This is a genomic window from Tenacibaculum sp. MAR_2009_124, assembly GCF_900105455.1.
GTDB lineage: Bacteria > Bacteroidota > Bacteroidia > Flavobacteriales > Flavobacteriaceae > Polaribacter.
In genome coordinates, this window is record NZ_FNSF01000001.1 from 649,013 (window position 1) to 670,183 (window position 21,171).

The 21,171-nt window shown below is 32.0% G+C and carries 18 protein-coding genes; 13 read left to right on the forward strand and 5 right to left on the reverse strand.

The window, feature by feature from the left end; genetic code table 11:
• Window positions 1–184 precede the first annotated feature (184 nt).
• On the forward strand, window positions 185–1,438 hold the full coding sequence (locus BLW23_RS01995) for an aminotransferase class I/II-fold pyridoxal phosphate-dependent enzyme (protein ID WP_093667572.1): 1,254 nt from the start codon (window positions 185–187) through the stop codon (window positions 1,436–1,438).
• A 96-nt stretch (window positions 1,439–1,534) separates the two neighbouring features.
• On the opposite strand, the gene BLW23_RS02000 is transcribed toward BLW23_RS01995, so the two are convergent.
• Complete coding sequence (locus BLW23_RS02000) at window positions 1,535–2,164, reverse strand: OmpW/AlkL family protein (protein WP_093667573.1); 630 nt, start codon at window positions 2,162–2,164, stop codon at window positions 1,535–1,537.
• Window positions 2,165–2,296: 132 nt separating this feature from the next.
• Between BLW23_RS02000 and smpB the strand changes: the two genes are divergently transcribed.
• The 5 genes from smpB to BLW23_RS02025 are packed head-to-tail and all read left to right on the forward strand — an operon-like array spanning window position 2,297 to window position 5,892.
• Complete coding sequence (gene smpB, locus BLW23_RS02005) at window positions 2,297–2,755, forward strand: SsrA-binding protein SmpB (protein WP_176829731.1); 459 nt, start codon at window positions 2,297–2,299, stop codon at window positions 2,753–2,755.
• Window positions 2,755–3,654, forward strand: coding sequence for a UbiA prenyltransferase family protein (locus tag BLW23_RS02010; RefSeq protein ID WP_143032082.1), 900 nt, complete (start codon window positions 2,755–2,757; stop codon window positions 3,652–3,654). Before smpB ends, BLW23_RS02010 begins: the two co-directional genes overlap by 1 nt.
• Window positions 3,644–4,228 (forward strand): Maf family nucleotide pyrophosphatase, encoded by a 585-nt coding sequence (locus BLW23_RS02015; protein WP_093667575.1) that lies wholly within the window; start codon window positions 3,644–3,646, stop codon window positions 4,226–4,228. Before BLW23_RS02010 ends, BLW23_RS02015 begins: the two co-directional genes overlap by 11 nt.
• A gap of 53 nt (window positions 4,229–4,281) precedes the next feature.
• Window positions 4,282–5,232: a transketolase family protein gene (locus BLW23_RS02020; RefSeq protein WP_093667576.1), complete on the forward strand. Its 951-nt coding sequence runs from the start codon at window positions 4,282–4,284 to the stop codon at window positions 5,230–5,232.
• Window positions 5,233–5,277: 45 nt separating this feature from the next.
• Window positions 5,278–5,892 carry a porin family protein gene (locus tag BLW23_RS02025; RefSeq protein WP_093667577.1) on the forward strand — a complete coding sequence of 205 codons (615 nt, stop codon included), beginning with the start codon at window positions 5,278–5,280 and terminating at the stop codon, window positions 5,890–5,892.
• 480 nt (window positions 5,893–6,372) lie between these two features.
• Here BLW23_RS02025 and BLW23_RS02030 read toward each other — a convergent pair whose 3' ends face one another.
• Complete coding sequence (locus BLW23_RS02030; protein ID WP_093667578.1) at window positions 6,373–7,305, reverse strand: lysophospholipid acyltransferase family protein; 933 nt, start codon at window positions 7,303–7,305, stop codon at window positions 6,373–6,375.
• A gap of 196 nt (window positions 7,306–7,501) precedes the next feature.
• Here BLW23_RS02030 and BLW23_RS02035 point away from each other — a divergent pair, with 196 nt between their 5' ends.
• The 5 genes from BLW23_RS02035 (at window position 7,502) to BLW23_RS02055 (ending at window position 14,669) form a co-directional block, all read left to right on the forward strand.
• A complete protein-coding gene (locus BLW23_RS02035; protein WP_093667579.1) occupies window positions 7,502–8,065 on the forward strand; it encodes an RNA polymerase sigma factor in 564 nt (187 codons plus the stop codon).
• Window positions 8,052–8,807, forward strand: a complete 756-nt coding sequence (locus BLW23_RS02040) for a hypothetical protein (RefSeq protein WP_093667580.1) — start codon at window positions 8,052–8,054, stop codon at window positions 8,805–8,807. Before BLW23_RS02035 ends, BLW23_RS02040 begins: the two co-directional genes overlap by 14 nt.
• 41 nt (window positions 8,808–8,848) lie before the next feature.
• Complete coding sequence (locus BLW23_RS02045) at window positions 8,849–9,904, forward strand: DUF2059 domain-containing protein (protein ID WP_093667581.1); 1,056 nt, start codon at window positions 8,849–8,851, stop codon at window positions 9,902–9,904.
• Window positions 9,905–10,141: 237 nt separating this feature from the next.
• Complete coding sequence (locus BLW23_RS02050) at window positions 10,142–13,315, forward strand: TonB-dependent receptor (RefSeq protein WP_093667582.1); 3,174 nt, start codon at window positions 10,142–10,144, stop codon at window positions 13,313–13,315.
• Between the two features lie 157 nt (window positions 13,316–13,472).
• On the forward strand, window positions 13,473–14,669 hold the full coding sequence (locus BLW23_RS02055) for an IS256 family transposase (RefSeq protein WP_093667472.1): 1,197 nt from the start codon (window positions 13,473–13,475) through the stop codon (window positions 14,667–14,669).
• A 52-nt stretch (window positions 14,670–14,721) separates the two neighbouring features.
• Here the strand turns inward: BLW23_RS02055 and pepT are convergent, their stop codons facing one another.
• The 3 genes from pepT to BLW23_RS02070 all read right to left on the reverse strand — a co-directional run bounded on the left by pepT (window position 14,722) and on the right by BLW23_RS02070 (window position 17,823).
• Window positions 14,722–15,960, reverse strand: coding sequence for a peptidase T (gene pepT / locus BLW23_RS02060; RefSeq protein WP_093667583.1), 1,239 nt, complete (start codon window positions 15,958–15,960; stop codon window positions 14,722–14,724).
• Window positions 15,961–16,169: 209 nt separating this feature from the next.
• Window positions 16,170–16,724 (reverse strand): hypothetical protein, encoded by a 555-nt coding sequence (locus tag BLW23_RS02065; protein WP_093667584.1) that lies wholly within the window; start codon window positions 16,722–16,724, stop codon window positions 16,170–16,172.
• A gap of 19 nt (window positions 16,725–16,743) precedes the next feature.
• Entirely contained in the window at window positions 16,744–17,823 is a 1,080-nt protein-coding gene (locus tag BLW23_RS02070; protein WP_093667585.1) for a DUF3810 domain-containing protein, read from the reverse strand.
• Between the two features lie 128 nt (window positions 17,824–17,951).
• Here BLW23_RS02070 and dnaB point away from each other — a divergent pair, with 128 nt between their 5' ends.
• Both dnaB and BLW23_RS02080 read left to right on the forward strand, forming a co-directional pair.
• Window positions 17,952–19,481: a replicative DNA helicase gene (gene dnaB / locus BLW23_RS02075; protein ID WP_093667586.1), complete on the forward strand. Its 1,530-nt coding sequence runs from the start codon at window positions 17,952–17,954 to the stop codon at window positions 19,479–19,481.
• A gap of 231 nt (window positions 19,482–19,712) precedes the next feature.
• Window positions 19,713–20,972 (forward strand): asparagine synthetase B, encoded by a 1,260-nt coding sequence (locus tag BLW23_RS02080; protein ID WP_176829732.1) that lies wholly within the window; start codon window positions 19,713–19,715, stop codon window positions 20,970–20,972.
• The last annotated feature ends 199 nt before the right edge of the window (window positions 20,973–21,171 follow it).

The following is a 21,171-nucleotide window of genomic DNA, read 5'->3' on the forward strand; positions in this document are numbered from 1 at the left end:
AAAGAGTTTTTTTTTAATTAAGAATTGAAATTTTTAACTGGAATACAAGGAGGACTTTTATTTTTCAAGATTAAAATGCAATTTTAGAAATTAGGGGGTTGGAGTTTTTTGAATTGCCATGGCGAGTTTTGAAAAACTATCAAAAAAGGTTACTTTCGCATCGTACTAAAAACAAAAAGTAAAAATGGTTAAAGATTTATTTGAGAGGATTAAAGGAGATAAAGGACCTTTAGGAAAATGGGCGGATAAGGCAGAAGGATATTATGTGTTTCCTAAGTTAGAAGGACCAATATCAAATAGAATGTCTTTCAATGGAAAAAAAGTTATTACTTGGAGTATAAATGATTATTTAGGTTTAGCAAATCATCCGGAAGTATTAAAGGTTGATGGAGAATCTGCTGCTGAAGATGGAATGGCGTATCCGATGGGAGCGAGAATGATGTCTGGGCATACAAAATATCATGAGCAATTAGAGAGAGAATGTGCCGAATTCGTTGAAAAAGAAGCTTCTTATTTGGTGAACTTTGGATACCAAGGTATGGTATCTGCAATTGATGCTTTAGTTTCAAAGGATGATATTATTGTGTACGATTTAGATACTCATGCTTGTATTATTGATGGTGTACGTTTACACGCAGGAAAACGATTTGTATATCGTCATAACGATATAGAAAGTTGTGAAAAGAATTTAATGAGAGCAACAAAAATGGCTGAGAAAACTGGTGGAGGAATTTTACTAGTTTCTGAAGGTGTTTTTGGAATGAGAGGAGAACAAGGTCGTTTGGCTGAAATTGTTGCTTTAAAGGAAAAATATAACTTTCGTTTATTAGTTGATGATGCCCATGGTTTTGGAACTTTAGGAAAAGGAGGAAGAGGAACAGGTTTTGAACAAGGAGTTCAAGATGGTATCGATGTTTATTTTGCTACTTTCGCTAAGTCAATGGCGGGTATTGGAGCATTTTTTGCAGGAGATAAAGATGTTGTTCAGTATCTACAATATAATATGAGATCACAAATGTTTGCGAAGTCATTACCAATGCCAATGGTAAAAGGTGCTCTAAAACGTTTAGACATGATCCGAACAATGCCTGAATTAAAAGATAAGTTATGGGAAATAACAAATGCTTTACAATCAGGATTACGTGATGCTGGATTCGACTTGGGAACAACTCAAACCTGTATTACACCAGTGTATTTAAAAGGTGAGATTCCAGAAGCAATGGCAATGGTGCGTGATTTAAGAGAGAATCATGGAGTTTTCTGTTCAATTGTTGTATATCCGGTAATTCCTAAAGGATTAATTATATTACGATTAATACCAACTGCACGTCATACAGTTGAAGATGTTCAAGAAACAATTGTAGCGTTTTCAGCAATTAGAGAAAAATTAGAGAATGGAACTTATAAAAAAGTTGCAGAATCTATAATGTCTGAATAAAGATTTATAAAAATATAAAGTAACAAAGCTCGGAAATATTAACTTCCCGAGCTTTTTATTTAAGAGCTTAGTAAAAATAAACGAGGGGTGATTATTTTAAAATTTAATTCCAACACCAAATCCAATTAACAAAGAATTAATTTCAACTGATGCGGGAACGGTAGCAATACCGGCATCAACAGTTACGTCGGTACTTAGGCCAACATACTTAGCGTCGAAGTTCAAAAACCATGTATCATCCAAGTCATAATCGAAACCAAGTTGTAAAGCATACCCAAAAGAATCTTCATATGTTACATTTACAACAGAACCAGGGTTGGCATTGTAAAAAAACGTATAATTAGCACCGGCCCCAACATAAGGTCTAAACTTGTTTAAGTTAAAGTGGTATTGAATTGTTAACGTTGGAGGCAACAACCAAACTTCCCCTAAATTAACATTCCCTAAAGTTGTATTAATTGCTTTTACATCGTGTTTTGTAGTACCTAAAATTAATTCTGCAGCAATATTTTCTGTAAAGAAATATGTGAAATCTAATTCAGGAATAATATTATTACTAATGTCAATATTGCCGCCAATGGTTCCAATTTCAGCGGATTCGTTCGGTAAAACTGTAACCCATCTAAATCTTGCTTGCCATTTTTTATCGTTTTCATTTTTTTCTTGAGCATTGGCATTGGTAAAAAACAAAGCAATGAAAGCGAAGCTTAGTAAAACTTTTTTCATAATTAATAAGTTTAATTTTATCTTTAATTTCAAAACAAAATTATCTCCGAAAAAGAAGTTAAAAAATGACGAAAATCATAGGTTACTATTTTTATTAGTTCCTTGTTTTTATCTGTATATTTGCGACAGATTATGCAAAAAAATATTAACATACAAAATAAAAAAGCTCGTTTTGAATACGAGATTATAGATAAGTATACTGCGGGAATACAGCTTACAGGAACAGAAATAAAATCTATTCGTCAAAGTAAGGCAAGAATTACTGAGAGTTTTTGTGAATTTAATGAAAAGGGGGAGCTTTTCGTTATTAATATGTACATAGAAGAGTATGCCTTTGGAAATCACTACAATCATAACCCAAAAAGTGAAAGAAGACTTCTGCTTAATAAAAAAGAATTAAAAAAGTTAGCAAAAGAAGTAGAAGCAAAAGGAAATACAATAGTGCCGTTAAGATTATTCATTAATGAAAACGGATGGGCAAAGCTCGATGTTGCTTTGGCGAAGGGGAAGAAGATTCATGATAAGAGACAAACCATGAAAGATCGAGATTCAAAGAGGAGTTTAGCAAGAATAAAAAAGGGTTATAATTAATGAAACTATCTAGGTTTCTTACTATTATACATTGGAAGAAATTATTGTATTTAATTGTATTACAACTTCTATTTAAAGTATGTTTTCTTCATAATTTAGGCTTTGAAACGACCCTATCTTTTTTTAGCTTTTCATTGCTTTCAATAGCCACTGTTAGTATGCTAGCTTCAGGGTATTTAATTAGTTATTTTAACAAAAATAAAAATGACAAATTACTTGAGGAAATTGCTAAGAAAGCTTATAATTATGGTGTTGTAAGTGCTTTTATTAGCGCTGCTTTGGGAGTGTTTATTTCCTTTTATATAGGTAAACCTTATCATAGCCTTATTGGTATTACAACTGCTGGATCATTATTGTTTTACCTCCATAAGAATCCTGAAAAGGGGCTTTTTAGTATTCTACTCGGGCCTTGTGTTAAGGCAATTTCTATTTTTATAGTTTGGTGGTTTGATACTCCAGTTAATGCAACAAATCATCAATGGGAAGTTTATTATAACTTTCAATTAATAGCAGTATTTTATATTGCTTTATCAGTAATAGGTAATATTGTTCATCAAATTATTATTGACATTGTAAATATTAACGATGATTTTGCTTCAAAAACAAATACTTTACCTGTTTTACTGGGAAGAAGAAGAGCAAAATCTATAGCATTGTTTTTAACAATAATAGGTTCCATTTTTGTACTAGGTTTTGCCATTACTTGTATAGAAAACAAATTTATATTATCGATTATTTTGTTTATGGGAACAATGCCTGAGCTTTGTTTGATATACTTTATAATGAATGCTCATTTAGAAAAAGATTTTAGAAAAGTACTTAAGGTTTCAAGTTTTGTTTATTTATTAACTTTAATTAGTATTCCTTTGGTCGCTTATTATTTCAGATATGTTAGCTAAAAAATTAAAAGACTACAATATAATATTGGCTTCTGGATCTCCACGAAGACAATCATTACTCAAAGACCTTGATATAAATTTTAGTGTTAAACTCAAAAGCATCAAAGAAGAATACCCTGATACTTTAAAGGCAGCTGAAATAACAGATTACTTGTCTGAGTTAAAATCTAAACCATATTTAAAAGAACTTAACAGTAACGATATTTTAATTACTTCAGATACTATTGTTTGGCTGAATAATAAAGCGTTAGGAAAGCCGAAGAACTATGATGAGGCATTTAAAATGTTAAGTAGTTTGTCAAATACGAACCACGAAGTAATTACTTCAGTATGTATTAGTATGGGAACACAGAAAAACACCATTATCAATGATACTGTTAAGGTATATTTCAAAGAACTAAAACAGGAGGAAATAGATTATTACATAAAAGAGTATAAACCTTTTGATAAGGCAGGATCCTACGGTATTCAAGAATGGATAGGTAAAATAGGCATTAATAGAATAGAAGGAAGCTATTTTACGGTTATGGGCTTTCCTGTTCATAAACTTTATAAAGAATTAGAGAAATTATAACTCCATTATAGTTTAAAAGATTATTTTTGAAGCGTATTAACAACACAGACTAAATGAAAAAATATACATTTACAGAAAAGAAAGATACCCGTTCTGGATTTGGAGATGGGTTAACGGAATTAGGGAAAACAAATCCTGATGTAGTTGCGTTATGTGCAGACTTAACAGGGTCTTTAAAAATGAATGCCTTTGCCGACAATCACCCAGAGCGATTTTTCCAAGTAGGAATCGCTGAAGCGAACATGATGGGAGTGGCAGCAGGACTTACTATTGGTGGTAAAATTCCTTTTACTGGAACTTTTGCTAACTTTTCAACAGGTCGTGTATATGATCAAATTCGTCAATCAATTGCCTATTCTGACAAAAATGTAAAAATTTGTGCTTCTCATGCAGGATTAACTTTGGGTGAAGATGGAGCAACACACCAAATTTTGGAAGATATAGGATTAATGAAAATGTTACCGGGAATGACAGTAATCAATCCATGTGATTATAGTCAAACTAAAGCAGCTACTATGGCTATTGCGGAGCATGAAGGACCTGTATATTTACGTTTTGGACGTCCGAAAGTACCTGTGTTTATGGAAGGACAACCTTTCGAAGTTGGAAAAGCTATTCAATTAACGGAAGGTAAAGATGTGACAATTGTTGCTACCGGACATTTAGTTTGGGAAGCCCTTCAAGCCGCAGAGAAGTTAGAAGAAAAAGGTATTTCAGCTGAAGTAATAAATATACATACTATTAAACCTTTAGACGAAGAGGCTATTTTAGCTTCGGTTGGAAAAACTGGTTGTATAGTTACAGCAGAAGAGCACAATGTATATGGTGGATTAGGAGAAAGCGTAGCTCGTTGTTTAGCTAAAAACAACCCAATACCTCAAGAATTCGTTGCAGTAAATGATAGCTTTGGTGAATCAGCTACCCCAGCAGAATTAATGGAAAAATACGAATTAAACGATGTCGCAGTCGTTAAAGCTGTTGAAAAAGTTATTTCTAGAAAATAATACAGCTTAATAAACGTTTAAATAGCAAACTTAAAATAAAAAATTATGAAAAAACTAGCACTATTAGTTTTACTATTTATTGGAGCTACTCAAATCTCTTTTTCTCAAATACATTTTGGTATAAAGGGAGGGGTTAATTACAACTCGGATTCTTTTCAGAATGTTACAGAGGATATAGTAAATGGAGCAAAAAGTAAAACAGGTTTCCATGCCGGTATTTGGACCCGCATTAAAATTCCTGTAATAGGATTATATGTACGTCCTGAATTAGTTTATACTTCTTTGAAGTCTGAAGTTACTTCTGCTAGTGATAGTAAGTTAAAAGCGAATTATGACTTTCAAAAGATTGATATACCCGTATTATTAGGAAAGAAGTTTTTAAAGATTGCCCATGTATTTGTGGGGCCATCTTTCCAATATGTTATTGATGGAGATTTTAAATCTTTGGGAGATGAAGTCGAGAGTATTGATACAGTAGTAGATGGCTTAACAGTAGGAATGCAATTAGGAGCTGGTGTTGAGTTAGGTAAGATAGGTATTGATATGAGATGGGAAAGAGCTTTTTCAGATATAGAGTCATCTCTAGTTAGTCAGGGTGTTTCTAATCGATTTGACACAAGAGTTAATCAAATTATCGTAGGTCTTTCTTACAGATTTTAAAAAAGAAAAACTTTCAATCGTCAATTTTGGGCGATTAAAAATAATAACTTACAAAAGCAGTGAAATTAATTTCACTGCTTTTTTTGTGTTAACATAAGTTGAAGTATAGGTCCAATTCAAGCATGTTCATTATCATATGGTCTAATTGGTTGTTTAATTTGACATAGTCAAAGTATTTTTTATAATTCACCTTTTTAGTCCCTAGCCTTTAATACGATTTATAAATAAATGTTTAGCATATGAACAGTTTCTTTTTTACATTCTACTGCGTTAAAAAAAGAAAGAGTAGCATAAGGTTATGCTTCGTTTTTTCGCCTTGTATGATGAAAAATAATTCAATTAATTGATAAGAAACTTTTTATTTCAATAGAGTCATAGTCGTCTTTTTCATTGAAATAATAAGCTATGTTTTATAGTAGATATGAGTTGAAATTAATGTAGGCTTGGAAAGGATCAATAAAAAAAGCTGAGTCATATAACTCAGCTAGTTTTGGTTTTTCGTTTTTTACGTTTGTTTTTTGTAATATCGAGCCACTCATCAAATTTATGTTGATGTTTAAACCTTTTGTGGGTCCATAAGTAACATTCAGGTTGATTGCTAATAGCTTTTTCCGTTATTTCAAAATACTTATCTGTTAACTGATAGTCTTCAAATTCTTTTGGACTGTCTGTAATCAAAGAGAATTCAGTTTCGTAATATCCTCTTTTGACTCTTCTTGTAGAACAATTTACCATGGCAAAATCATATTTTTTCGCAATGGTCTCCGCACCAGTATGCACAGGAACTTTTGTTCCGAAAAAATTTCTCCAATAATGTGTTTTATGAATTAAAGGAGACTGATCACTTAAAAGAAGATAGAGCCCCGTTTTTTTATTCGAATAATTGTAATGGAGAGTTTTTACGGTTTCAGAAGTTTTAATAGCAAAGGCACCAAATTGAGTTCTATTTTGTTTTATCTTTTTGTCAAAATAAGGGTTGGCTAATTTACTATATGTAGCGTAAAAGTCAATGTCTAATATAAGAGGCATGCAAACAGACCATTCCCAATTAGCCAAATGAGCACCAACTAAAACAATACTTTTCCCATCCTTAGCCAAAGAGTTTATTAGTTCAGGGTTTTTAAGGGTATATCTTTTAAGTATTTCTTTTTCCGTTATAGAAAATGTCCTAACGCTTTCAATCATAATATCTATAAAATGCTTGAAAAACTTTTTAGCTAGTTTATTAATTTCCTTATCTGTTTTATCTGGAAATGCCAATTTCAAGTTATCTTTTACTACATCTTTTCTGTAACCAACAATATAGTAAACCACCATAAATAAAAGATCGGACACCCCATGCAAAACTCTCATAGGAAGTGAAGAAAATAACCAGATAAAAGGATAGGTTAAACTGTAGATAAATAAATTCATTAGCGTGTTTTATCCTGCAAATATCGTACATTATACTGTAAGATGAAAAGAAGATTGAAACTAAAGAGTTACAATGAGTAAGGATCATGTTGAATAGGATCATTTTTATACGATTTCATTTTTTTTATTGTTTTTAGGCAACTATTTTTAAAAAATCGTTGTCTATATAAATGAAGTCGAACTTTAAATTTAAAGAGTGAAGGTAATCTCATTACATAACGCAAAAATTTTTGATACAATAAAAAAAGCATGTAAGAATGATAGGGAGTCTCAAAAAGAGATATTTAAAATGTATTCTCCCAAAATGCTAAGTGTTTGCAGACAGTATGTAAAGGACGATTATCACGCAGAGGAAATGATGCTTTCTGGGTTTATGAAAGTTTTTTCAAATATTAAAAAGTTTAAAAATGAAGGAAGTTTTGAGGGATGGATTCGAAGGATAATGGTAAATACTTGTTTATCTCATTTAAAGAGAAAAACAATATTCGAGTATACAGATGAAGAATATGTTTTCAATAATGAGACAGTAGAAAATCTTGAAAACACAAGTGTTGAAGATATTCAGAACTTAATAGACAAGTTACCAGATGGGTATAAAGTAGTCTTTACTTTATTCGCAATAGAAGGATATAAGCATTCGGAAATAGCTAAAATGCTTGACATTACCGAGAGTACTTCAAAATCACAGCTTTTTAAAGCAAGAAAATCACTTCAATCAAGTTATTTAAAAATGAACAAATTAAAAAATGAAGAAAGATAACATCGATAGAGTAATAAAAGAAAAATTTGATTCAAGAAAAATGACTCCATCAATTTCTGCCTGGGATAGATTGGAGGCCAAGCTAGATGATAATGATAAAAAAATGAAAACGAGATGGAAATCTTATTTTTCAATGGTGGCCAGTTTTTTGATTTTGTTAGGTTTTGGATATAGTTATTTTTTATCGGGAGGAGCTCACAAAACAACTCGAGCTATTGAATTGGCAAGTATTGGTGTTTCGAAGGTTATAACATTATCTCCAAATGAAACAATTGATGTGAGTCAAGTAATACTAAACAAAATAGAAGTGGGTTCAAGTAAAATAAAGAAGATTGATAAAGTTATTGCTCCAGAGATTTTAAAAGTAGATTCAATTACGGATTTAGGAACTTCTTTCTTAGCTTCCAATGATACTAAAAAAGACGAAGTTCTCCGAAAAACACCTGTGGTGAGTGATAAAAAAAGTAAAATAATAGTAAAAGGAGAAGATTTGTTATATGCAGTTACTCATTCCCCAGAAGAAGTCAAAAATTACTACGTAGCCAACAAAATAAACAGGGAATCTGTAATTGATTCCATAAAAATCGAATTGCGAAAAAGAAACCTTAAAATTTCTCCTGAAACAATACTTGCTCAAGTGGAGCATGAAATGTTTGACGATCAGTTTAAAGTAAACTTCATGCAAAAAGTTAAAGTGAAAATTTCTGATATAGCTATGGCACTTACTGAAAGAAATAAGTAGCAATTACTAAATAATATAAGTATAACCAAAAAATAATTAGAATGATTAGAATAATACTAGCCTTAGTGTTGTTGAGCTCAACTATTGCCTTTTCTCAAGAAAAAACTTTTGAAAAAGAGGTAAGAAAAATCTCAAAAAAAATAGATCAAATAACATCACAACACAAAGATTCTTTAAAGCAGAAGATTAAAGAAGTTAATTTAAAACTAAAAAAGAACGAAATAACTAATGAAAAAGCCACTGAACTAAAGAAAAATGCAGCGAGTTATCATGCCAAACAAATTGAGTTAAATGCAGGTATTCAAGAATACAAACTGCAACAACTAGTGCAAGATAAGGTGGATGGTAAAATAGCTAGTGAAGATAAGCAAGATGGAGTTAGAGTTAGCTTTTTTGATAAGGACTTTTTTGTGTTAAGAACGAATAAAAAAGAAAAAAAGAAGATCTATAATAAAAGAACAACAACTCAATTTGTCTTTGCAATGGGGGTGAATAATGTATTGGAGAATAATAATTTTGGTTCTTTAAATAGCTCCGATTATAAGTTTTGGCAATCACATTTTTATGAGTTAGGCTTTACATTTAAAACTCGATTTACTAAAGAGCCATCAAAAACGTATTTTAAATATGGTATTTCGTTTCTATGGAATAATTTAAGACCTAAAAACAATCAATATCATGTAGAAGATGATACAGGAGTACTTTTAGAAGAAAATGTAATGCAATTGACAGAGAGCAGATTAAGACATGTCCAAATGATTTTTCCGATGCATTTAGAATTTGACTTTTCGGAAAATAAAACACTTTCAGATGATACTGTTGTTGATAATACACATGATGGAATACGTTTAGGACTTGGAGGTTTCTTTGGGTTTAAACTAGGAACAAGACAATATTTAGAGTTTAAGAATAATCATGGTACTCTGGTGGAAGAACTTCAAAGAGGTGATTTTAATATGAATACTGTTAACTATGGATTAAGTGGTTATTTAGCTTATGAAGGAATAGGAGTATATGTGAAATATGATTTAAACCCATTATTTCAAAACACATCAACGAGAAACATTTCGTTAGGAGTACGTTTGGATTTAAACTAAAAACGAATCGTTTTTTGGTATACCAATGGATTTATCTTTTTTGTAAATACGTAAAAATTTAATGAACCAACCCACTACATAAACATCAAAAAAACATGTGTTTTAATGAACTCTATATTTCTTAATGCTATGGAATATAGAGTTTTATTTTCTTTAGATTTTTTGAGAGAAATTACTAATGTTAATATAAAGTTAAAGTATTTTGTAACTTTAGGGATCAATTAAAACAAGTTAACAATGAAAAAATTATTAAACGTTTTTTTTCTCCTAAGTTGCCTGTCAGTCTTTTCTCAGGTAACCACCTCTAAAATAAAAGGTACAGTTACAGATGGAGCAGGAGAGGCATTATTTGGTGCAAATATAGCAGTTCTTCATGTTCCTACAGGAACACTTTCTGGTGCGATATCTCAAGATAATGGAAGATATACCATTCCGAATTTACGAGTTGGTGGTCCTTATAAAGTAACTTTTAGTTACGTAGGATTCAAAACTAGTGAAGTAGAAAATGTGTTTTTAACCTTGGGTAAAACCACAGTAGTAGATGGAAAGTTGTCAGAAGATGGAGTATCATTAGAAGAAGTGGTTATATCTAGTTCTAGGAATAAAACATTTAATAGTGATCGAACTGGAGCTCAAACTAGTGTAAGTGCAGTGCAACTAAAAACACTACCAACTATTTCTCGTTCAGCGTCGGATTTTACGAGATTAGAACCTACGGCAAGTAATGGTTCGTTTGGAGGAAGAAATGATCAGTTTAACAACTTTTCATTGGATGGATCAATTTTCAGTAACCCCTTTGGTTTGGATGCAGCTACACCAGGAGGTCAAACAGATTCGCAACCAATTTCATTGGATGCCATTGAGCAAATTTCCGTTTCAACAGCACCTTATGATGTTACACTCTCTGGATTTACAGGAGCTTCAGTAGATGCTGTTACTAAAAGTGGAACCAATGAGTTTAAAGGAACAGTTTATGGCTTTTATAGAAATGAAAGTTTAACAGGAGGAAGTATTAATGGAGAAGATGTTGTTAAACCAAAGCTTTCTCAAAGTCAATATGGAGTAAGTATTGGTGGGCCAATTGTAAAGGATAAGCTTTTCTTTTTTGCTAATTTTGAAAAAGATGAAAGAGAAGATTTAGGAACCAATGGATGGGTTCCAAATAATAATGATGGAACCTTAGCTGTCAACGAATCATCAGTTTTAGAATCGGATTTGATTGCAGTGAGTAACGCATTGAGCAATTTAGGATACAATACAGGAGCTTATAGGGATTTTACGTATGGCTCAGGATCTACGAAAGGTATTTTTAAATTAGATTGGAACATTAATGAAAAGCATAGAATGGCTTTAATTTATAATTTTTTAAGAGCATCAAAGGAAAAACCTGCCCATCCTACCGCTTTAGGTCTAAGAGGGCCAAGTGCTAATATGCTTCAATTTGAAAATTCTGGATATGAAATCAATAATAATATAGACTCTTTTTTAATGGAGGTAAACTCTACATTTAATCAGAGTACAACAAATAAACTACAAATAGGTTATACGTATTTTGACGATTTCAGAAACCCATTATCTGCTCCAGCGCCAGTAATCACAATTCAAGATGGTAATGGAAGTAATCATATTATAGCAGGACATGAACCTTTTTCAATAAATAATGTATTAGATCAGCGAGTATTTCAAGTAACAAATAATATGAACTTTTTCCAAGGAGATCATACATTTACCGTTGGTTTTTCATTCGAAAAATTTATGTTTGAAAATTCCTTTAATTTGGCGGGTTATGATAATTTTGGAACATTTCCATATAGAGGGACATTTAATATTCCAGGTTTTGGAGGACCTTATCCAAGTGTAGCTAATTTTTTAGCGGATGCTTCTGATCCGAATGGAATTCTTGCGACTAATTTAGCTTTTGCAAAGAGTAAATTTTCAGAGTTAAACGCCGCCGGAGTTGGTAATGATGGAGGCTGGAAACTAGCTGAATTAAATGTAGGACAATTGGCATTTTATCTTCAAGATGAATGGGAGGTAAATGATGCTTTTAAACTTACTTATGGAGTACGTTTTGATAAGCCTTTATATTTTGATACATCGAGATTGGTGCAAAAATATATTGATACTGACAATGGTGCTACAAGAGATAATTCAGTGGTATATTTTAATCCTAATACCAATCAAGATGTTACATTAAACTCTACAAAAATGCCAAGCAATCAATGGTTATTCTCTCCAAGAGTTGGTTTCAATTGGAATGTTAATGATGAAAGCAAATTACAAATTAGAGGGGGAACTGGTATTTTTACAGGAAGATTGCCATTTGTATGGTTAGGAAATCAAGTGAGTGGTGCCGATGATGGATTTTTACAATTAGTTGATCCAGAGTTTAAATTTCCTCAAGTATGGAGATCGAATATTGGAGGAGATTATCGTTTCGAGGATGGTTTGGTCTTAACTGCAGATTTTGCATATACAAAAGATATTAACGGAGCACATGTACAAAACTGGGGACTACGTAATCCAACTGAAAGATTAACTGGTGTTGATAACAGGTTTTATTATACAGATAAAGGTAATAATGCATATGTCTTTACAAACTCTGATAAAGGACGTGTTTTTAACGCTTCATTTAAAGTTGAAAAATCTTTTAAAAATGGTTTATATGCAAACATTGCCTATAGTTATTTAAATGCTAAGGATGTCAATTCGATAGAAGCCGAAATTACAGGAGATGCATTTGCATTTAATCCAGTAGTAGGGAACGCAAATAATGATGTTTTAACATATTCCAAATATGGAGACACGCACAGAATTATTGGGGTAGCTTCGAAAAAGTTCACCTACGGAGGTGAAAAATACGCAACTACTATATCGACATTCTTTGAATACGCAAAAGGAGGTAGGTTTAATTATACCTATGGAGGAGATATTAATAATGACGGATCAGGAGTAAATGATCTTTTATATGTGCCAACATCTTCTGAATTAAGCCAAATGCAATTCACAGATACTACCCAAAGAGATGCCTTCGAAAACTATATTCTACAAGATGAATATTTAAATTCAAGAAGAGGTGAGTATGTAGAAAGGTATGGTGCCTTAGCTCCTTGGAGAGGACGTTGGGATGTGAAAATATTACAAGATTTTAATTTCAATGTATCTAAAGAAAAACAAAATACAATACAATTAAGTGTAGATATCTTAAATTTAGGAAACCTTATTAATTCTGATTGGGGAGTTGTTCAACAACCTAATAATGTACAACCTGTTGGAGTAAGTTTTCCAGGAGGAGATTATACACAAGAACCAACGTATAGTTTCAATTCAAATTTAAATGAAACTTTTACTCCAGATAGCAGTTTGTTGTCTCGATGGCAAATGCAAGTTGGATTGAGATATATATTCTAAATGAGAAGAGAATAAAAAAACCTGAGATTTTTCTCAGGTTTTTTATATAATCTAATGTTTTAAGGGCAGTATTTCATAAACTGTGTAAGTTTTAAAATCTCGGGGTTGAATTCAACCCGAGATTTTTTTATTCATTAACTTTAATTTTTACACATTTATGAAACCAGAAGATTTATTAAACGGCGAATTTCTAAAACAATTTAAAGATGGCTCAGAGTTAACTAGCTTTATAGAACAACTTCACAAACGAGGAGTTGAAAAGATTTTAGAAGGAGAGTTATCAGCTCATTTAGATTACGAGAAACATCAAAAGAGCACTAACTCTAATTCTCGAAATGGCTATTCAAAGAAGAAGTTGAAAACAACTTTAGGAGAAACAGAAATAGAAGTCCCAAGAGACCGTGAAGGATCTTTTAATCCTATGTTGGTAAAGAAAAGAGAAAGTACTACAGATGGTGTTGAAAATCTTATCATCTCTTTGTATGCTAAGGGAATGAGTGCTTCTGATATAGAGGAGCAAATCCGAGAGCTATATGACTTTAACATCTCTACTTCAACGATTTCAAGAATCACAGATAGCATTACTAATGACATTGTAGCATGGAAAAATAGACCTTTAGAAGCTACTTATTTAATCGTTTGGATGGATGGAATTGTTTTCAAGGTTAGAGAGAACTCTAAGGTTATTAACAAAACTATATACATAGCTGTAGGCCTTAGATCCGACGGTAAAAAGGAAGTACTAGGTTTGTGGTTAGGTAAAAATGAATCAGCTGCTTTTTGGATGAGTGTTTTGACTGATATTAAGGCCAGAGGAACGCAAGATATACTGATTACTGCAACCGATAATTTAAACGGATTTACAGATACTATAAAGACAGTGTTTCCTAATTCTACCACACAAATATGTGTAGTACATCAGATTAGAAACTCTTGTAGATACGTGGTTTGGAAAGATAAAAAAGAGTTTACTAAAGATATGAAGCAAATCTATACAGCTCCAACTAAAGAAGCCGCAAAGGCTGCTTTAAAAGATTTTAAAAATAAATGGGAAGCTAAATATTCGTATGCTATTAAAAGTTGGGAAAACAACTGGGATGAACTCACTGTTTTCTTCGATTTTCCAATTGAAATAAGAACTATTATTTACACCACAAATCTTATTGAAAATCTTAATGGGAAAATACGCAAATACACTAAAAACAAACTCTCTTTCCCGACAGATGACGCTGTTATCAAATCGGTATATTTAGCTTTAAGAGAAAGTACTAAAAAGTGGACAATGCCCATTAGAAATTGGGGCATAATTCTAAATCAATTTTTAGCTATATTTGAAAAAAGGATTAGGCTATAAATAACCTAACCCTGATATTTTGAACTTACACACTTTTTAGGATAGTGTCGTTTTAAGCAAACTTTGTCGCTACTTTTTGAGCAATGCCCACAATAACCTCAGTTGCTTTTACAATACTTTCAGCAGGAACATATTCATAACGTCCATGGAAATTATGTCCACCAGCAAAAATATTAGGACAAGGCAATCCTTTGTACGATAATTGAGAACCATCTGTACCACCTCTAATAGGTTTTATTAAAGGAGTAATCCCCATATCTTTCATTACTTCCTCTGCAATATCAACAATATGCATTACAGGAGTAACCTTTTCCTTCATGTTATAATATTGATCCTTAATATCTACCTGAACAAGGTCATTTCCTAATTTCTCATTCATCACTTTCCCTAAATCTAACATAGCTTGCTTTCTATTTTTAAACAATTCCATATCATGATCTCTAATAATATAGTGTAATGTAGTTTTTTCAACTTTTCCTTCCATATGATGTAAATGGAAAAAACCTTCATAACCAGTGGTTCTTTCTGGTACTTCATCCTCAGGTAAAGCATTGATAAATTCACTAGCAATAGTCATTGAATTTATCATTTTGCCTTTTGCATATCCTGGGTGTACAATTTTTCCATTAATAGTGACTTTGGCACCAGCGGCGTTAAAGTTTTCATACTCTAATTCACCAATTTGACTTCCATCCATTGTATACGCCCATTCAGCTCCAAACTTTTCAACATCGAAAAAATGAGCACCTTTACCTACTTCTTCATCAGGTGTAAAACAAATTCTTATTTTACCATGTTTTATTTCAGGATTCTGAACTAAATACTCCATTGCTGAAACAATTTCCGTAACACCAGCTTTGTCATCAGCTCCTAATAAGGTAGTTCCGTCGGTAGTAATAATTGTTTGTCCTTTATATTGAAGTAAATCTTCAAAATAACTTGGTGATAAAACAATATTTTCTTCTTTATTTAAAATAATGTCGCCACCATCATAATTTTCATGAATTTGAGGCTTTACATTAGCTCCTGTAAAATCAGGGCTTGTATCAATATGTGCAACAAAACCAATAGTAGGTACTTCATAATCGAGGTTACTAGGAAGGGTTGCCATTAAGTAGCAATTTTCATTTAACTCAACATCTTCTAAACCAATTTCCTTTAATTCCTTTTCAAGAATTTTAGCTAAATTCCATTGTTTTTCAGTACTAGGAAAGGCGGGGTTATTTGGGTCACTTTCAGTATCAACCGTTACATAGCTAACAAAACGATTAATTATATGTTGTTTATTCATTGTGTTTGTTTTAGAGCTCAAAAATAACGATACCAAATGAATTGTGAAATTTGAGGATGTTATTTGTGATAGTAAAAATTATCTATATTTTTTGAAACGTATTGAATCATGGGATGATTTGTATGACTTTAATGGTATTTTCATCTAGTCACTTAGGTATACATAAAGGTAAAGTTTGTTCCATTTTACTATTCACATGAAAAAGTTGATTACTTTAATTCAATTTTATCGATTAAATTCACGGCCTTACAGATTCTTTCATTCACTAAAGAGTCACCATAGAATTCTGTTTTAGCATGTAAAAAATTACTATTATCTATTTTCGTGAACACGTTTAATATGTGGTATTTATAATTTCCTTTTTCCCCTTGGGCAATAGATAAATAAGAAACTTTGTCAAGATGTTTAAGATCTTTAGTTTTAATCTCTTCCAATCCCATGTTTTTATTATCTACCGAGAGTTTTTGTTTGAAATCAGTATCGAAAAAAACAGAAGCGTGAATATAAGAAACATCAATTAAGGTAGTTTTTGTTAAACTTAATGTAGTGTCCGCTGCATAAATAGAGGATTGCCCATCGTCATAGTAAATATTTACTTTCCAATTTTTAGGAAGTTGTACAGAAAACAGGTTTCTAATATCTTTCGTTTTTGATAAATTAGAGTAGCTCGAGCTTCCGCATGAAAATTCTTTCTGTAGATCGGTTGAGGTACAAGAAACGGTTGAAATAAGGAGTACGATTAAGAAGTATATATAAGATCTCATTGTTTGTTTTTAATCGGGTTTATAATTGGGGTTGATGTTTTTCAAAATAGGCAATAAATAAATCTACTACATAACTGTAGGAACTTATTCCTTTTGTTTGATTGTTTGCCTTTAAATATGAATTATACCCTTTTTTAAAGTAGGGTTCAATGGGGTTTTCATAAGATTTCCAGAATAAATAACTATGTTTATAGTCTTTATAAACTCCTTTATGAACCTTAGCTTTAAGGGTTTGGGCCAGGTTTTTATCTCTTTTGAAAAGTTCTTTAATACAATATTGATATGCCATTCTGTACCCTGCATATTTAAAGTACAAATCGCTGTTGTTTATAGAAGTGAGAAAACCAATGAAATTAGCATCATTTTCCGCTGCCCAGCCTATTTGATGCGCCATTTCATGACAGGTTGTTGCAGGGTATCCAGTTTTAGGAATTAATGAATTGACTTGAGCTTCTCCAGTAATAGGATTGATATAACCAGAGGTTCCATTGTATGATTGAAAAACACTTACAATTGAGTTTTTTATTGATGGAGATGAGTAAGCAAATTCTGGATGTGTTTTGGATACTTCATGAAAACCATTGGGAGCTAAATCGTATATTTCACGTGTTGAATAAGGTACAATAACTTCTAAAGTGTCATTTTTTGTAATATTAAAATGACTTCTATTTAATAATGATATAATTGAGTCCGTAGTTTTTAGTAACTGTTGTGTGGTGTAACTTGATTGCTGTAAGTTTAATTTTTTGGCTAAAGGTTCGCGAAAATAATTAAGACCCCAAAAAGCATAAAAACAAAAGTAAATAACAGATAAATAAGCGATTAATGTTATTGTTTTTGAAATAAAGTTCTTAAATTTAGATCTAATAAGTTGAAATAAACTTTTAATAAATAAGAATAGTAAAACGAATCCGACGATATCCCCAAAAGAAAAAGGAATCCATCCTAGTAATATCCTTAAGGTTTTTGAAACAAAAGGAAAAAAATGGGTACTGTAATACTTTTCAATCCAAACAGGATTTTGGCTTAGAAATTGTACTAATAAGTACTGAAAAGGCAGCAAAATAGCTAGAACAATAGTTTTTTTAGAAATCTTCATTGCTTTCAAAAATAAGAAACATTATAGGTTATCAACAAGTTAATAACATTTTTGTTTACAAAAAATGTGCAAAAAGAAAGTTGAGTCTTGTTAGATAATTTTCATCTTAAAAATTTACATTTGCCACTATGGAAAGAGCGCAATCAGTAAGAGGTACAAAAGTAGACAAATCTCGAATCATTAATCTTGAAAAAGGAAAGTTGCCACCGCAGGCTCTCGATTTAGAAGAGGCTGTTTTAGGTGCTATGATGATTGATAAAAAAGGAATTGATACGGTTATTGATATTTTGCACCCAGATGCCTTTTATGATAAGCGTCACCAAGAAATTTATGAAGCTATTTATACACTTTTCCAAAACTCGGAACCTATTGATATTTTATCGGTTTCAAATCAATTGAAGAAAAGTGCGAAACTAGAATTGGTTGGTGGTGATTTCTACTTAATTGGTCTAACGCAAAAAGTGGCTTCTTCCGCCCATATTGAATTTCATTCACGAATTATTCTTGAAAGATATATCAAAAGAAAACTAATTAGTATTTCTTCTGAGTTGATTGAAAGTTCTTATGACGAAACTATTGATGTATTTGACTTATTAGATGATGCGGAAGGTAAACTGTTTGAAGTAACTCAGGGAAACCTTAAAAAGGGAGCAGAGAAGGCAGATTCATTAGTGCAACAATCTATTAGTAAAATTCAAGAAATTTCTACGAAAGAAGGAATGAGTGGGTTGGCCACAGGTTTTACAAAATTAGATGCATTAACTTCGGGTTGGCAGCCATCCGATTTAATTATTATTGCAGCACGTCCAGGTATGGGGAAAACGGCATTTGTAATTTCAATGGCAAAGAATATGGCTATTGATTTTAATCATGCTGTAGCAGTGTTTTCTCTGGAAATGTCTTCAGTTCAGTTAATCACTCGTATGATTTCTTCGGAAACAGGATTGACTTCTGAAAAATTACGTAAAGGAAACTTAGAACCTCATGAATGGGAACAGTTAAATGTAAAGGTAAAACGTTTATCTGATGCACCAGTATTTATTGATGATACACCTGCATTATCGATTTTTGATTTAAGAGCTAAAGCACGTCGTCTGGTATCTCAACACGATGTTAAAATATTAATTATAGATTACTTACAATTAATGACTGCTGGAGGTTCTGGAGCTGGTAACCGTGAGCAAGAAATTTCGACAATTTCGCGTAACTTAAAGGCATTGGCAAAAGAATTAAGCATTCCAGTAATTGCATTATCGCAGTTATCTCGTTCGGTAGAAACTCGTGGAGGAAGTAAAAGACCTCTATTATCCGATCTTCGTGAATCTGGTGCGATTGAGCAGGATGCAGATATCGTATCATTTATTTTTAGGCCAGAATATTATGGAATGACAGAATGGGACGATGATGATCACTCGCCATGTGAAGGACAAGGTGAATTTATAGTAGCGAAGCACCGTAATGGTGGGTTGGATAATATTCGTTTAAAGTTTACAGGACACTTAGCGAAATTCTCAGATTTAGAAGAAGGATTTAGCAGCGAATTCCAATCGAGTATGAATTCTGGGTTTAATGAAGAAATTTCTTCTAATAACTTCCCTTCAGCAGAAGATGCTTTCGGACCAAGTAATCCGGGTGGAGGGGATGATGTTCCGTTTTAAATAAAATGAACCTTAAAAGGTATTAACATACAATTGTAATGAGCGCATAACCAATTGCGATCAAGATAAAATATTACGTAATACACAATTATAGTCTTAATAATTGTGTATTTTAGTTTTCTTAATATTTAGTTATTTTAAAACAATTCAACATGGAGACCTCACAGGTTTCATAAATCTGTGAGGTCTTTGAGTTACAAGTATGTTATTAGAAAAAAGAAACTGATTCGTATGAAAAAAATCGTATTCATTATCATATTATTAACTTTTTCTAACTCACTATGGGCGTCATTCATTTACTTGCCTATGAGTAATGAAAATCAAAAAAATCATTTAAAAGCTTATGGTATTGTTTATTACGCTCTTCAAAACGGATTAAAAGCGAAATGGTTGTTAAATTATGATGGAGGTGCTTTCTTAGTTGAGAATAATGATTCTGTAGAAAAAGAATGTAAAATTAGAGGAGTTTCTTATCAGGTTATTTCAGAAGCAAAAGCACAAATAATACTAGAAGGGATTTCTTCACCTTCCAAAAACCAAGAGGCAGTTCCATTAGAAAAAGCGCCAAAAATAGCGGTATATTCTCCTAAAGATAAAATGCCTTGGGATGATGCGGTAACAATGGTATTAACCTATGCAGAAATTCCTTTTGATGTAGTGTATGATGAGGAAGTTTTGAATGATAAGCTTTTGTTATATGAATGGTTACACTTGCATCATGAAGATTTTACAGGTCAATATGGACGATTTTACGGTGCTTACAGGGCAGCACCGTGGTATATTCAGCAAAAGAAAGACTCGGAGAATAGAGCAGAAAAGTTAGGATATTCGAAGGTGTCAGTTGAAAAGGGAGCGGTAGCCAAAAAGATAAGAGATTATATTGTAGGAGGAGGTTTTATGTTTGCCATGTGTTCGGCTACAGATAGTTTTGATATTGCGCTAGCATCTGATGGAGTCGATATTTGTGAAAGCATGTTTGACGGTGATCCGTCAGAACCAAATTATCAATCGAAAATAGATTATAGTAAAACCCTAGCATTTAAGGATTTTGAGTTAATAAGAAATCCTACTACCTATGAGTTTTCTTCTATTGATATGACAAGAAAAAGAAGAATAAATAAAGAAACTGATTATTTTACTTTAAAGGAATTTTCTGCGAAATGGGATCAGGTTCCAACCATGTTAACTCAGAATCATACGCAGTTAGTTAAAGGTTTTATGGGGCAAACGACATCATTTGATAATAAGAATGTAAAGTCGAATGTGATGATTTTAGGAGAGAGTAAAAACCATGGAGAAGCTCGTTATATACATGGAGTAAAAGGAAAAGGGATGTTCACTTTTTATGGTGGTCATGACCCAGAAGATTACCAGCATAGAGTAGGAGATCCAAAAACAGAATTAGATTTACATCCAACATCACCTGGTTACAGATTAATTTTGAATAATGTTTTGTTCCCAGCGGCAAAAAAGAAAAAACAAAAGACCTAATATTTGTGAGTAATACGATTTGTGATTAAAAATTTCGTATAAATTAATTGAGTTATTTTTCATTATACAAGGCAAAAAAACAAAGCATAGCCTTAGCTACGGTTTCTTTTTTTTGACACATTAGAATGTAAAAAGAAACTGTTCATATGCGAAATATTTACTTGTAAATCTTATAAGATATAACAATGAAAAAAGGTTA

Excerpts from the sequence above, each read along its gene's own strand:
- BLW23_RS01995 (WP_093667572.1), top strand. The coding sequence starts at position 185 with ATGGTTAAAGATTTATTTGAGAGGATTAAAGGAGATAAAGGACCTTTA.
- BLW23_RS02000 (WP_093667573.1), bottom strand. The coding sequence starts at position 2,164 with ATGAAAAAAGTTTTACTAAGCTTCGCTTTCATTGCTTTGTTTTTTACC.
- smpB (WP_176829731.1), top strand. The coding sequence starts at position 2,297 with ATGCAAAAAAATATTAACATACAAAATAAAAAAGCTCGTTTTGAATAC.
- BLW23_RS02010 (WP_143032082.1), top strand. The coding sequence starts at position 2,755 with ATGAAACTATCTAGGTTTCTTACTATTATACATTGGAAGAAATTATTG.
- BLW23_RS02015 (WP_093667575.1), top strand. The coding sequence starts at position 3,644 with ATGTTAGCTAAAAAATTAAAAGACTACAATATAATATTGGCTTCTGGA.
- BLW23_RS02020 (WP_093667576.1), top strand. The coding sequence starts at position 4,282 with ATGAAAAAATATACATTTACAGAAAAGAAAGATACCCGTTCTGGATTT.
- BLW23_RS02025 (WP_093667577.1), top strand. The coding sequence starts at position 5,278 with ATGAAAAAACTAGCACTATTAGTTTTACTATTTATTGGAGCTACTCAA.
- BLW23_RS02030 (WP_093667578.1), bottom strand. The coding sequence starts at position 7,305 with ATGAATTTATTTATCTACAGTTTAACCTATCCTTTTATCTGGTTATTT.
- BLW23_RS02040 (WP_093667580.1), top strand. The coding sequence starts at position 8,052 with ATGAAGAAAGATAACATCGATAGAGTAATAAAAGAAAAATTTGATTCA.
- BLW23_RS02045 (WP_093667581.1), top strand. The coding sequence starts at position 8,849 with ATGATTAGAATAATACTAGCCTTAGTGTTGTTGAGCTCAACTATTGCC.
- BLW23_RS02050 (WP_093667582.1), top strand. The coding sequence starts at position 10,142 with ATGAAAAAATTATTAAACGTTTTTTTTCTCCTAAGTTGCCTGTCAGTC.
- BLW23_RS02055 (WP_093667472.1), top strand. The coding sequence starts at position 13,473 with ATGAAACCAGAAGATTTATTAAACGGCGAATTTCTAAAACAATTTAAA.
- pepT (WP_093667583.1), bottom strand. The coding sequence starts at position 15,960 with ATGAATAAACAACATATAATTAATCGTTTTGTTAGCTATGTAACGGTT.
- BLW23_RS02065 (WP_093667584.1), bottom strand. The coding sequence starts at position 16,724 with ATGAGATCTTATATATACTTCTTAATCGTACTCCTTATTTCAACCGTT.
- BLW23_RS02070 (WP_093667585.1), bottom strand. The coding sequence starts at position 17,823 with ATGAAGATTTCTAAAAAAACTATTGTTCTAGCTATTTTGCTGCCTTTT.
- dnaB (WP_093667586.1), top strand. The coding sequence starts at position 17,952 with ATGGAAAGAGCGCAATCAGTAAGAGGTACAAAAGTAGACAAATCTCGA.
- BLW23_RS02080 (WP_176829732.1), top strand. The coding sequence starts at position 19,713 with ATGAAAAAAATCGTATTCATTATCATATTATTAACTTTTTCTAACTCA.